Annotated in this window: 12 protein-coding genes; 8 read left to right on the top strand and 4 right to left on the bottom strand. The window is 65.3% G+C overall.

Translation table 11 applies throughout. The annotated features are described in order from the left end of the window. Window positions 1–15: 15 nt before the first annotated feature. A complete protein-coding gene (locus GR158_RS18405) occupies window positions 16–342 on the bottom strand; it encodes a chorismate mutase (RefSeq protein ID WP_134649279.1) in 327 nt (108 codons plus the stop codon). An 11-nt stretch (window positions 343–353) separates the two neighbouring features. Next, window positions 354–1,910 carry a signal recognition particle protein gene (gene ffh / locus GR158_RS18400; RefSeq protein ID WP_160872096.1) on the bottom strand — a complete coding sequence of 519 codons (1,557 nt, stop codon included), beginning with the start codon at window positions 1,908–1,910 and terminating at the stop codon, window positions 354–356. 307 nt (window positions 1,911–2,217) lie between these two features. Between ffh and GR158_RS18395 the strand changes: the two genes are divergently transcribed. From GR158_RS18395 to GR158_RS18360, 8 genes are all read left to right on the top strand, one after another. Further along, on the top strand, window positions 2,218–3,300 hold the full coding sequence (locus GR158_RS18395) for an MBL fold metallo-hydrolase (RefSeq protein WP_160872095.1): 1,083 nt from the start codon (window positions 2,218–2,220) through the stop codon (window positions 3,298–3,300). A 78-nt stretch (window positions 3,301–3,378) separates the two neighbouring features. After that, the gene (gene dapF, locus GR158_RS18390; RefSeq protein ID WP_160872094.1) at window positions 3,379–4,278 is read left to right on the top strand and encodes a diaminopimelate epimerase; all 900 of its coding nucleotides are present in this window, start codon (window positions 3,379–3,381) and stop codon (window positions 4,276–4,278) included. Beyond that, a complete protein-coding gene (gene mtaB / locus GR158_RS18385; RefSeq protein WP_134649283.1) occupies window positions 4,275–5,552 on the top strand; it encodes a tRNA (N(6)-L-threonylcarbamoyladenosine(37)-C(2))-methylthiotransferase MtaB in 1,278 nt (425 codons plus the stop codon). The genes dapF and mtaB overlap by 4 nt, the downstream gene beginning before the upstream one ends. Before the next feature lie 12 nt (window positions 5,553–5,564). Beyond that, window positions 5,565–7,076, top strand: a complete 1,512-nt coding sequence (gene ftsY / locus GR158_RS18380; RefSeq protein WP_160872093.1) for a signal recognition particle-docking protein FtsY — start codon at window positions 5,565–5,567, stop codon at window positions 7,074–7,076. Beyond that, on the top strand, window positions 7,073–7,723 hold the full coding sequence (locus GR158_RS18375) for a septation protein A (protein ID WP_371731746.1): 651 nt from the start codon (window positions 7,073–7,075) through the stop codon (window positions 7,721–7,723). The genes ftsY and GR158_RS18375 overlap by 4 nt, the downstream gene beginning before the upstream one ends. 118 nt (window positions 7,724–7,841) lie before the next feature. Then, a complete protein-coding gene (locus GR158_RS18370) occupies window positions 7,842–8,795 on the top strand; it encodes an ABC transporter substrate-binding protein (RefSeq protein WP_160872092.1) in 954 nt (317 codons plus the stop codon). A gap of 125 nt (window positions 8,796–8,920) precedes the next feature. Then, window positions 8,921–9,799 (top strand): ABC transporter permease, encoded by an 879-nt coding sequence (locus GR158_RS18365; RefSeq protein WP_134649287.1) that lies wholly within the window; start codon window positions 8,921–8,923, stop codon window positions 9,797–9,799. Further along, window positions 9,799–10,593, top strand: a complete 795-nt coding sequence (locus GR158_RS18360; RefSeq protein ID WP_134649288.1) for an ABC transporter ATP-binding protein — start codon at window positions 9,799–9,801, stop codon at window positions 10,591–10,593. The genes GR158_RS18365 and GR158_RS18360 overlap by 1 nt, the downstream gene beginning before the upstream one ends. Before the next feature lie 31 nt (window positions 10,594–10,624). Here the strand turns inward: GR158_RS18360 and GR158_RS18355 are convergent, their stop codons facing one another. Together GR158_RS18355 and GR158_RS18350 are read right to left on the bottom strand one after the other, a co-directional pair. Beyond that, on the bottom strand, window positions 10,625–11,266 hold the full coding sequence (locus GR158_RS18355; protein ID WP_134649289.1) for a LysE family translocator: 642 nt from the start codon (window positions 11,264–11,266) through the stop codon (window positions 10,625–10,627). A gap of 82 nt (window positions 11,267–11,348) precedes the next feature. After that, window positions 11,349–12,200, bottom strand: a complete 852-nt coding sequence (locus GR158_RS18350; protein ID WP_134649290.1) for an SDR family NAD(P)-dependent oxidoreductase — start codon at window positions 12,198–12,200, stop codon at window positions 11,349–11,351. Window positions 12,201–12,208: the final 8 nt, after the last annotated feature.

Here is a 12,208-nt window from a genome sequence, read left to right as displayed (position 1 = left end):
GAGCCTGCGCCTGGTTTACGCAGGAGCATTCTGGTTTGCACCGCTGTGTTCAGCGGCAATGGCTTCATGATGCCGGATCACCTCGCGGATGATGAAGTTCAGGAACTTCTCCGCGAAATCCGGATCCAGATTGGCGTCCTTCGCCAGGCGGCGGAGGCGTTCGATCTGGTATTCTTCGCGCGCCGGATCGGCCGGCGGCAGTTCATGCGTCGCCTTCAGCACGCCCACCGCCTGGGTGCAGCGGAAGCGCTCGGCGAGCATATGCACGAGGGCGGCGTCGATATTGTCGATCGACTGCCGGTACTGGCCCAGCTGTTCTTTGATCTTCGGATCGATGCTCATGCCTCAGCCCCTCACTTCTTCTTCGGCAGGCCGGGCAGGCCCGGAAGGCCGCCGAGACCGGGAAGGCGTCCGCCGCCAAGACCCGGCAGACCGCCGCCGCCCAGACCCGGCATGCTGCCCGGCTTGATGCCGGCGGCCTCGGCCTGCTTGGCCAGCGCCTCGAGCTGCTTGGGGTCCATCTTCGACAGGTCCGGCATGCCGCCGCCAAGGCCGCCGAGGCCCATCTTGCCGGCAAGCCCGCCCATCATCTGCTTCATCATGCCGCCCTTCTTGCCGCCCATCATCTTCATCATGTCCGCCATCTGGCGGTGCATCTTGAGAAGCTTGTTGATGTCGGAGGCATCGGTGCCGGAGCCGGCGGCGATGCGCTTCTTGCGGGAATGCTTGAGGATATCGGGGTTGGCGCGCTCGGCCCTGGTCATCGAATTGATGATGGCGATCTGGCGGCCGAACAGCTTGTCGTCGAGGCCGGCGGCCGACATCTTGTCCTTCATGCCGGCCATGCCGGGCATCATACCCATGATGCCGCCCATGCCGCCCATCTTCTGCATCTGGCGCAGCTGGTCGGCGAGGTCGTTCAGGTCGAACTTGCCCTTGGCCATCTTGGCGGCCATGGCGGCCGCCTTCTCGGCATCGATGTTCTCCGCAGCCTTCTCCACGAGCGAGACGATGTCGCCCATGCCGAGGATGCGGTCGGCGACGCGGCGGGGGTGGAATTCCTCCAGCTCGCCCATCTTCTCGCCGACGCCGATCAGCTTGATCGGCTTGCCGGTGACGGCGCGCATGGAGAGGGCCGCACCGCCGCGGCCGTCGCCGTCCATACGGGTGAGAACGAGGCCGGTGATGCCGACGCGCTCGTCGAAATTGCGGGCGAGGTTGACGGCGTCCTGACCGGTCAGCGCATCGGCGACGAGCAGGATTTCATGCGGATTGGACTTCCGCTTGATCTCCGCCATCTCGATCATCAGCGGCTCGTCGATGTGGGTGCGGCCGGCGGTGTCGAGGATGACGACATCGTGGCCGCCGAGCTTGGCGGCCTGCACGGCGCGCGCGGCGATATCGGTCGGCGACTGGCCGGCGATGATGGGCAGCGTGTCGATGCCGGTCTGCACGCCGAGCTGGCGAAGCTGCTCCTGCGCGGCCGGACGGCGCGTGTCGAGCGAGGCCATCAGGACCTTCTTCTTGTCGCGCGTGGTCAGCCGGTTGGCGATCTTGCCCGACGTGGTCGTCTTGCCCGAGCCCTGGAGGCCGACCATCATGATGACGACGGGGGCAGCCGCGTTGAGATCGATCGAAACGCCCTCGTCGCCGAGCATCGACACGAGCTCGTCATGCACCAGCTTCACGACCATCTGGCCGGGCTTGATGGACTTCAGGATCTCCGCGCCGACGGCCTTCTCGCGCACCGCATCGGTGAAGGAGCGCACCACTTCCAGCGCCACGTCCGCTTCCAGAAGCGCACGGCGGACCTCGCGCAGCGCTGCCGAGACATCGGCCTCGGAAAGCGCGCCACGGCCTGTCAGTCCATTCAGAATGGAGCCAAGGCGGTCCTGGAGTGTTTCAAACATCACGTCTTCCTTCTTGTTTCCGTGTTCGCCGGAAACGTCGGTGCTATCGGCGACGAAAACAAGACGCAAAGCCAAAAAGCACCCGAGGGCGCATCGCGCTGTCGGGTGTTGACCTCCGGGATCTCTTTATACCTTCGCGGGTCCCGGTCGGCGGCTTCAAGCATTCTCACTTGTCGCTGATGGCGCGGCTTTAACAATACAAAGGGTACAAAGTCAAGAAACATCGCCAAATCCGGCCCGTCGTCACATTTGCGCGAGCCGGCGCCGCGCCGTTGCGGCAAAAGGCGCGCGCACCTATCTTCTGGCGATGAATCGTCGCAAATTTCTCAAATGGTCCGGTATAGGCGCTCTCGCGATGCCTGCGGGCGGCGCGGCCGCGAGCACGGGCCGGGCGGCGAACCGCTATTATGACGGTCCCGTCAGCGACCATTTCGACGGAACGCGCTTCTTCAATCCCGATGGCGAGGAGCCGAACAATTTTGTCGAGCTGCTGCGCTGGCAATTCGGCGGCGGACGCGTGGCCTGGCCCGCCGACTGGCCGAGCCCGTTTCCGCCGGCCGTGCCGGAGGCGCGGGTCGAGGGTGATCGCCTTGTCGTGACCATGGTGGGCCATGCCACCCTCCTGATCCAGACCGCCGGCCTCAACATCCTGACCGACCCCGTCTGGAGCGACCGGGCGAGCCCCTTGCCCTTTGCCGGGCCCAAGCGCGTCAATCCGCCGGGCGTCCGGCTCGCCGACCTGCCGAAGATCGACGTCGTGCTCGTCACGCACAACCACTACGACCATCTCGACCTCGCGACGCTGAAAACGCTGGCCAGGCGGGACGATTGCCTGATCTTCACGCCGCTCGGCAATGACAGGATCATCGGACCGGCCGCCGGCAAGGGGCGCGTCGCGACCATGGACTGGGGCGACAGTGCGCCCTTGACGGCCGATGTGACGCTCCATTGCGAACCGTGCCACCACTGGTCGGCGCGGGGGCTGGCCGATCGCCGCATGGCGCTGTGGTCGGCCTTCCTCATCGAGACGCCGGGCGGTAAGATCTACCATATCGGCGATACCGGCTTTCACCGGGGCATCAACTACCGGGCGATCCGCGAGAAGCATGGCCCGATCCGCCTCGCCAACCTGCCCTTCGGCGCCTACGAACCGCGCTGGTTCATGCGCCCGCAGCACCAGAATCCGGATGAGGCGGTGCAGGGCATGGTAGCGAGCGGGGCGGCCTTTGTCGCCGGCCATCATTGGGGCACGTTCCGGCTGACCAACGAGGGCGTGGACGAACCGCTGGCGGCGTTGGAAAGTGCGCTGGACGCAGCCGGCATCGGGCGCGAGCGTTTTCGCGCTTTGAGGCCCGGCGAGATGTTTGAGGTTCCCCGCTCCACCGTCTGAGCAAAGTACTGGAAATCCGCGGGCTTTTCCGCCATATACGGCCCAACGGGCCACCTTGGGCCCAATCGGGCAGGCGCAATGACAGAAACGGTCGAATTCGCAAGAATGAACGGGCTGGGAAACATGATCCTGGTCGTGGACATGCGCGGGCGTCCGGATGTCGTCACGCCGGCGGCGGCGATCGCGCTCAATGCCGATCCCGCGACCCGCTTCGACCAGATCATGGCGATCCACGATCCGAAGGTCGACGGCACCGATGCCTTCATCGATATCCTGAATTGCGACGGCACGCGGGCGCAGGCCTGCGGCAACGGCACACGCTGCGTGGTGCAGGCGCTGGCCGCCGAGACGGGCAAGAAGGCCTTCACCTTCCAGACGGTCGCCGGCATCCTGAACGCCGTTGAGCACGCGGACGGCACGATTTCCGTCGACATGGGCAGGCCGGTCTTCGAATGGGACCGTATTCCGCTCGCTGAGGAATTCTACGATACGAGCCGGATCGAGCTGCAGATCGGGCCGATCGACGATCCGGTGCTGCATTCGCCCTCGGTCATGTCGATGGGCAATCCGCATGCGATCTTCTGGGTCGACCGCGATCCGATGAGCTTCGATCTCGACCGTTTCGGCCCGCTGCTCGAAAACCACCCGATGTTTCCGGAAAAGGCGAATATCACGCTGGCGCAGGTGACCTCGCCGACCACGATGACGACGCGCACCTGGGAGCGCGGCGCGGGGCTGACGCTCGCCTGCGGCTCGGCCGCCTGCTCGGCGGGCGTTTCGGGCGCGCGCACCGGCCGCACGGGCCGCACGGTGGAGATCACCGTCGCCAGCAGCCCGAACCGCGGCAAGCTCACCATCGAATGGCGCGAAGACGATCACGTCGTCATGACCGGCCCGGCCGAATGGGAGTGGTCGGGCATGCTTGATCCCGCAACCGGCGCGTTCCGCCGGGATGACGCCGAGGCGGCCGCCCTTTGAGCGGGGTCGAGGTCATAACCTTCGGCTGTCGGCTCAACACCTACGAATCGGAAGTGATGCGTGCGGAAGCCGAGAAGGCGGGGCTGAACAATGCCGTGCTGGTGAACACCTGTGCGGTGACCGGCGAGGCCGTGCGCCAGGCGCGGCAGGCAATCCGCCGTGCGCGCCGCGACAATCCGCACGCCCGCATCATCGTCACCGGCTGCGCCGCGCAGACCGAAAGCGAAACCTTCGCCGGCATGCCGGAAGTGGACGCCGTGCTCGGCAACGAGGAGAAGCTGAAAAGCGCCTCCTATCGCCGTTTGCCGGATTTCGGCGTCTCGGCGGAAGAGAAGCTTGTTGTCAACGACATCATGAGCGTGCGGGAAACCGCGCCGCAGATGGTAAAGCTCATCGACGGCCATGTGCGCGCCTTCGTGCAGGTGCAGAACGGCTGCGACCACCGTTGCACCTTCTGCATCATTCCCTACGGCCGCGGCAATTCGCGCTCGGTGCCGATGGGCGCGGTGGTGGAGCAGGCGCGCAAGCTCGTCGAAGGCGGCTATTGCGAGATCGTATTGACCGGCGTGGACGCGACCAGCTACGGCGCCGACCTGCCCGGAAAACCGAGCCTCGGCCTGCTTGCCAAGACGCTTTTGAAGCAGGTGCCGGAGATCCGGCGCCTTCGGCTTTCCTCCATCGACAGCATCGAGGCGGACGACCATCTCTGGGACCTGATTTCCGACGAGCCGCGTTTCATGCCGCATCTGCATCTGTCCTTGCAGCATGGCGACGACATGATCCTCAAGCGCATGAAGCGCCGCCATTCGGCCGCCGATGCGCGCGCCTTCTGCGACCGCGTGCGCGATCTGCGGCCTGAGGCGAGCTTCGGCGCCGACATGATCGCCGGTTTCCCGACGGAGACGGAGGAGATGTTCGCCAATGCCGGACGGCTCGCGGAGGATTGCGGCATCGCGCATCTGCACGTCTTTCCCTATAGTCCGCGCCCGGGAACGCCGGCCGCGCGCATGCCGCAGCTCGACCGGGCGCTGGTCAAGGAGCGCGCGGGGCGCCTGCGCGAGACTGGAAAACGGCTCGCCGAGGCCCATCTCGTCTCCATGATCGGGAGAGAGGAAATGATCCTCGTCGAGAACAACGGCCTTGCCCACACGGAAAACTTCACGCTCGTCGATGCCGCGGGTCTCAAGCCGCGCGACCTTGTGCCGGTGACGATCACCGGCCACAATGGCAAGCACCTGACGATGCGGCCCGTAACCGCCTTCTCGCATAACTAGCGGACACCTTTCATGGCCCTCGGCTTCATCAAGAAGATCTTCACCTTCGGAAAAGACACCGCGCCCGAGCAGAAGCCGGAGGCGGAGGTTCCCGCCGTCGTGCCTGACGATGCGGCGGTGGCGCCCGCGCCGGCCACGGAAGAACCCGTCGTGGCGGAAGAGCGCGACGCGCTGCTCGACGAGGCCGAGGCCGCCAATCCGGAGGCCGGCAGCCACGTTCCCGACGAGCCGGAGCCGGATATCTATCCGCTGCCGCATGCGCCGAACCTGCCGGTCGCCAAGGACCCGGTCGCGCCGGCCGAGATGGAAACGGCGGGCGGACCTTCGGACGACGTTCCGGCAGCGGCAATCGAAGACCCGGCGCCCGACGAGGAACCGGACGCGCCGAGCGAAGACATCGACGTGGCGGACGAGCCGGTTGCTCCTGTCGAGGATGTTTTCGAGCCGGAAGAAAGCGTTGCGCCTGCCGAAGAGCAGGCCGTGGCCGTCGCAACCGAGGATCCCGTTCTCGAAGAGGTTGTTTCAGTCGAGCCGAAGGCGCTGCCCAAGGGCTTTGCCACGGCTGAAAGCAAGCCCGTCGCCGAGGTCGCGGCGCCGGAGCCGAAGCGCACGTGGTTCCAGCGCCTGCGCGAGGGGCTTTCGCGCACCTCCTCGCAGCTCACGGGGCAGATCACCAGCCTCTTCACCAAGCGCAAGCTTGATGACGACACGTTGCAGGATCTGGAGGATCTGCTGATCCAGGCCGATCTCGGCGTGGAGACGGCGCTACGCATCACCGATACGCTGGCATCCGAGCGCTACGGCAAAGATGTGACGGGCGCCGACGTGTCGCGCATCATGGCAAGCGAGATCACCAAGGTGCTCGCGCCGGTCGCAAGGCCGCTGGAACTCGACCTCAATCACAAGCCGCATGTCATTCTCGTCGTCGGCGTGAACGGCACGGGCAAGACCACGACCATCGGCAAGCTTGCCGCAAAACTCTCCGGCGCGGGCCTCAAGGTGATGCTCGCCGCCGGTGATACGTTCCGTGCGGCGGCCATCGAGCAGCTGAAGATATGGGCGGAGCGTACCGGCTCGGACATCGTTTCCTCCAAGCTCGGCGCCGATGCGGCGGGCCTCGCCTACGAGGCCTATGAGCGGGCGAAGGAAAGCAAGAGCGACGTGCTGATCATCGACACGGCCGGGCGGCTCCAGAACAAGACGGAGCTGATGGCGGAACTGGAGAAGATCGTGCGCGTGCTCGGCAAGCTCGATCCGGACGCACCGCACACCGTGCTCCAGACGCTCGATGCCACGACCGGCCAGAACGCCATGAACCAGGTCGAGATTTTCCGCAACGTCGCGGGCGTTTCGGGCCTGATCATGACAAAATTGGACGGTACGGCCCGCGGCGGCATTCTTGTGGCGATTGCCGCCAAACACAAGCTGCCTGTCTATTTCATCGGTGTCGGCGAAGGGATCGACGATCTCGAACCCTTCGAGGCCAAGGATTTCGCGGAAGCGATTGCAGGAGTACAGGCATGAGCAAGGCAACGATGGACGCCCCGGCGAAGACGGAGGAGAAGGTCAGCCCGCTCCTCAAGATGGTGCTGGAACTCGGCCCGCTCGTCGTGTTCTTCTTCGCCAATTCGCGCGGCGAATGGCTGGCCTCGCACTTTCCCGTGCTGGCCGAAATGGGCGGCCCGATCTTCATCGCCACCGGGCTTTTCATGGCCGCGACGGCGATCGCGCTCATCGTCTCCTGGATCCTGACGCGCACGCTGCCGATGATGCCGCTGATCTCGGGCATCGTGGTCTTCGTTTTCGGCGCGCTGACGCTCTGGCTGCAGAACGACACGTTCATCAAGATGAAACCCACCATCGTCAACACGCTGTTCGGCGCGATCCTGCTCGGCGGACTTCTGTTCGGCAAGTCGCTGCTCGGCTACGTCTTCCATGCCGCCTTCAAGCTCACCGACGAGGGCTGGCGCAAGCTGACGCTGCGCTGGGGCCTGTTCTTCCTCTTCCTGGCCGTGCTGAACGAGGTCGTCTGGCGGTCGTTCTCGACCGATTTCTGGGTGGCGTTCAAGGTCTGGGGCACCATGCCCATCACCATCGTCTTCACGCTCGCCCAGATGCCGCTCATCATGCGCTACTCCGCCGACCAGCCGGAAGAGGGCAAGGTGTCCTGAGGTTTGCGCGGGCCCAAGGATTCCATCAGAAAATGTGATTGAACGACCGAAGTCCGACAATTGATCTGGCCGGGCGATTTGCCTAGAAAGGCCAAAATTCGTTCAAGGGAGAGACTTCATGCGCCACCTTTTGCTCGCCTGTGCGGCAACGCTTGCCCTTTCGCTGCCTGCGAAAGCCGAAAACGTCACTGTTGCCGTAACGGCCATCGTCGAACATCCGGCGCTGGATGCGGTGCGCGACGGCGTGAAGGAAACGCTGGAAGCGGCAGGCTACAAGGACGGCGAGAACCTGAAGTTCCTCTACGAGTCGGCGCAGGGCAACCCCGCGACGGCGGCGCAGATCGCCCGCCAGTTCGTCGGTGAGGACCCGACGGTGATCGTGCCGATTTCCACGCCGTCGGCCCAGGCCGTCGTGTCCGCGACGAAGGACATTCCCGTGGTCTTCACGGCCGTTTCGGATCCGCTCGGCGCACAGCTCGTCACCGACATGGACAAGCCGGGCGGCAACGTGACGGGTCTGTCCGACATGTCGCCGGTCGCCGAACATCTGGCGCTGATCAAGGAAATCCTGCCGGAGGCGAAGACCATCGGCTATCTCTACAATTCCGGTGAGGCGAACTCGGTTTCGCTGCTTGCCGTGCTGAAGGCCGAAGCTGAAAAGGCCGGCCTCACCGTCGTCGAATCCGCCGCCACCAAGTCCGCCGAAGTGCAGGGCGCTGCCCGCGCGCTGGTCGGCCGTGCCGACGCGATCTACATCCCGACGGACAATACGATCATCTCCGCGCTGGAAGGCGCGGTCGCCGTTGCCGAGGAAGCCAAGCTGCCGCTCTTCACCGCCGACACGGATTCCGTCTCGCGTGGCGCCATCGCGGCTCTCGGCTTCAACTACAAGGACGTGGGCAAGCAGACGGGCGACATCGTCGTGCGCATCCTCAAGGGCGAGCAGCCGGGCGATATCGCCGTGAAGGTTGCCGCCGGCACGGATCTCGTCGTCAACAAGGGCGCGGCGACCAAGATGGGCGTCACGCTTCCCGAAGCCGTCGTCGGCCGCGCGACCCGCGTGATCGACTAAACGCGGGTCCCCCCGCGCATCGCCAATCGGAATCAACCGCTGCCGGATCGCCCGGCAGCGGTTGATCTGTTAAGAGGACCGACCCGCATGCGTGCGGGAGGTGACCCAAGAGAAAGCCGAGAACCGTGAGCCTGATTGCCTTCTGGGGTGCCGTCGAACTGGGGCTGGTCTATGCCTTCGTCGCGATCGGCGTTTACCTTGCCTTCCGCGTGCTGGACTTTCCCGACCTGACGGTCGACGGTTCGTTTCCGCTGGGGGCCGCCGTGGCCGCCGTGCTGATCATCGCGGGCGTCAATCCGTGGCTGGCCGCCGCGGTCGCCATGGTGGCGGGCGCGCTCGCCGGACTGGTGACGGCTGTGCTGAACGTGCGGTTCCGCATTCTCAACCTGCTCGCCTCGATCCTGACGATGATCGCGCTCTTCTCCGTCAACCTGCGTGTGATGGGCAAGCCGAATGTCGCGCTGATCAATGCCGAGACGATGATCAGCCCGTTCTTCGGCCATGGCCTGCGGGATTTCTATGTCCGCCCGCTGTTCGTCGGCGTCCTCGTCGTCATCGCGGTCATCGTCGTCTGGCGCTTCCTTGAAAGCGATGCCGGCCTTTCGATGCGCGCGACCGGGGCTAACGCCCGCATGGCCCGCGCGCAGGGCGTCAACACCAACAAGCAGATCTATCTCGGGATTGCGCTTTCCAACGCGCTGGTCGCGCTCGGCGGCGCGCTGTTTGCCCAGACCAACGGCTTTGCCGACGTGACGTCGGGTGTGGGCACGATCGTCGTCGGCCTTGCCGCCGTCATCATCGGCGAGACGCTGTTCGGTGCGCGCGGCATCCTGATCGCGCTGATCGGCTGCGTCGTCGGCTCGATCCTCTACCGCATCGCCATCCAGCTCGCGCTGTCGTCCGATATTCTGGGCCTCCAGGCCTCGGACCTCAACTTCGTGACGGCGCTGCTCGTCACCGTGGCGCTCGTTCTGCCGCGCCTTCGCCGCGGAGGAGCCGCCTGATGATTTCCGTTTCCGATATCAAGGTCACCTTCGGCAAGGGCACGCCGCTGCAGAAGCAGGCGCTGAACGGCGTCAGCCTCACCATCGAGGAGGGGCAGTTCGTTACCGTGATCGGCTCCAACGGTGCGGGCAAGTCCACCCTGCTCGGCGTTCTCGCCGGCGACGTGATCGCGACCGAAGGCAAGGTGACGATCGGCACGGCCGATGTCACGCGGCAGGGCACGGCCGCCCGTGCGGGCCGCGTCGCGCGCGTCTTCCAGGATCCGCTGACGGGAAGCTGCGGCGCGCTCTCGATCGAGGAGAACCTGGCGCTGGCCGCCCGTCGCGGCGAACGGCGCGGGCTTGCCTCCGCGCTTGGCCCGCAGCGGCGCGCACTCTTCCGCGACCGCATCGCCGAGCTCAATCTCGGGCTTGAGAACCGCATGCGCGACCGCATGGACCTGCTCTCCGGCGGCCAGCGTCAGGCGGTCTCGCTCGTCATGGCCACGCTTGCCGGTTCCGACGTGCTGCTGCTCGACGAACATACGGCGGCGCTCGATCCGGGCATGGCCGAGTTCATCATGACCCTCACGCAGAAGATCGTTTCCGAGCGCAAGCTGACGACGCTGATGGTGACGCATTCCATGCGCCAGGCCCTCGACTACGGCCACCGCACGGTGATGCTGCACGGCGGCGAGATCGTGCTGGATGTGGCCGGCGACAGCCGCAAGACGCTGCAGGTCGAGGATCTCATCGCGATGTTCCGCAAGATGCGCGGCCAGACGCTGGATGACGACGCCCTGCTGATCGGCTGAGGGATCTGCAACAGGCGGTTCGCCCTTCGCGTCAGCGCGCCTGCGTGAGGAAGATCTTCATCGCGAAGACCGAGAAGACGCCGGCGAAGGTGTAGTCGATGCCGCGCAGCACCTTCGGGTTTTGCTGAAGCCAGGCGGCGAGCTTGTCTGCGGCCAGCACGACCATGGCGTTGACCGGCATGCCGATCAGGATGAAGAAGACGCCGAAGAAGATGAGCTTGCCGGTGACGTGCGGGTCGCCCGCCGAGACGAACTGCGGCAGGAAGGTCATGAAGAAGATGATGACCTTGGGATTGAGCAGGTTCACCCAGAAGCCCGTCGAGATGTTGGCGAGTGCGGTGCCGCGCGGGCCCGTCGTGGCCTTCACCGTGAAGTTCGAACCGTGGCGGATGGCCTGCACGGCAAGCCACAGCAGGTAGGCCGCGCCGCCGGTCTTGAGGATCATGAAGGCGGTGGGCGAGGCGGTGATGAGGGCCGCGATGCCGAAAGCCACGAGCAGCGTGTGCACGCAGATGCCGAGCCCCGTGCCCAGAACGACGAACAGCGCGGCGCCGCGGCCCTGCGACAGCGCCCGGCTGATCGACAATGTCATGTCGGGGCCGGGCGTGGCGGCGAGCAGCAGGCTTGCCGCGGAAAAGGCGAGCAGTGTCGGGAGCGTGGGCAGGAAGTCCATGGCAAGGGTCTCGAAAGCCGGAAAGGTCGAAAACTCTTATCCGGCTTTCCGCCGATTACCAATCAAAGCTTGTTATGGCCCGTTACGTTTCTTCCACGAAGGCGCGAAATTTCTCCGCGTAGTCGGGGTGCCAGCGCGACAGCGGCGGGCGGTTTTCGATGACGTCGCCGATCGCCCATGCCATGCGACGTTCGTCGAGCGCGCGCGGCACGTCGTTATCGGGGCAGAGGATATAGAAATCGCCGCGTTCGAGGCTTTCCATCATGAAATCGACGGTCTGCGCCGGTGTCCAGGCGGCATCCGGCTTTTCCGTGCGGTCGCCCTTCGTGAGCGCGGTATAGACGAAGCCGGGGATGAGGAGATGGGCGGAAAGCCTCACACCCTCGGTGTTGCGCAGCTCGTGCTGCAGCGCCTCGGTGAAGACCTTCACGCCGGATTTGGAGACATTATACGCGGGATTGCCGGGCGGCGTGGTGATGCCCTGCTTGGAACCGGTGTTGATGATCAGCCCGGGCTCGCCATGGGCCAGCATGTTGGGCCCGAAGACCTGCGTGCCGTGGATGACGCCCATCAGGTTGACGGCGAGGATGTGGTCCCAGTTGGCTTCGGCGCTGAAGATCGATGTGTCCGGCTGGATGCCGGCATTGTTCATCAGCACATGAACGCGGGCGAAACGCTGCTGGACGGCGCGTTCCAGCGCTTCCAGCTCGTGGCGGTGGGCGACGTCGGTCTCCACCGCCATGATGTTGGCTTCGCCGGCAATGGCTTCGAGTTCGGCACGCGCTTCGGCAAGCTGGCCGGCATTGCGGTCGGCGATCGTCACGAACATGCCGGCCTCGGCAAAGCGCCGCGCGGCGGCAAGGCCGATCCCGGAGGCGCCGCCGGTGATGACGGCGACATTGGCTTCCTTGATGATGTCCTTGAGGTCGGTCATGGGTTCAT

It is taken from the genome of Shinella sp. AETb1-6 (assembly GCF_009826875.1).
GTDB classification, from domain to species: domain Bacteria; phylum Pseudomonadota; class Alphaproteobacteria; order Rhizobiales; family Rhizobiaceae; genus Shinella; species Shinella sumterensis.
The sequence above is the reverse complement of the archived record's forward strand: the minus strand, read 5'-3'. Positions and strand labels throughout refer to the sequence as shown.

What these genes read in the sequence shown, in the direction of transcription:
- GR158_RS18405 (WP_134649279.1), bottom strand. Translation starts at nt 342, where the DNA reads ATGAGCATCGATCCGAAGATCAAAGAACAGCTGGGCCAGTACCGGCAG.
- ffh (WP_160872096.1), bottom strand. Translation starts at nt 1,910, where the DNA reads ATGTTTGAAACACTCCAGGACCGCCTTGGCTCCATTCTGAATGGACTG.
- GR158_RS18395 (WP_160872095.1), top strand. Translation starts at nt 2,218, where the DNA reads ATGAATCGTCGCAAATTTCTCAAATGGTCCGGTATAGGCGCTCTCGCG.
- dapF (WP_160872094.1), top strand. Translation starts at nt 3,379, where the DNA reads ATGACAGAAACGGTCGAATTCGCAAGAATGAACGGGCTGGGAAACATG.
- ftsY (WP_160872093.1), top strand. Translation starts at nt 5,565, where the DNA reads ATGGCCCTCGGCTTCATCAAGAAGATCTTCACCTTCGGAAAAGACACC.
- GR158_RS18375 (WP_371731746.1), top strand. Translation starts at nt 7,073, where the DNA reads ATGAGCAAGGCAACGATGGACGCCCCGGCGAAGACGGAGGAGAAGGTC.
- GR158_RS18370 (WP_160872092.1), top strand. Translation starts at nt 7,842, where the DNA reads ATGCGCCACCTTTTGCTCGCCTGTGCGGCAACGCTTGCCCTTTCGCTG.
- GR158_RS18360 (WP_134649288.1), top strand. Translation starts at nt 9,799, where the DNA reads ATGATTTCCGTTTCCGATATCAAGGTCACCTTCGGCAAGGGCACGCCG.
- GR158_RS18355 (WP_134649289.1), bottom strand. Translation starts at nt 11,266, where the DNA reads ATGGACTTCCTGCCCACGCTCCCGACACTGCTCGCCTTTTCCGCGGCA.
- GR158_RS18350 (WP_134649290.1), bottom strand. Translation starts at nt 12,200, where the DNA reads ATGACCGACCTCAAGGACATCATCAAGGAAGCCAATGTCGCCGTCATC.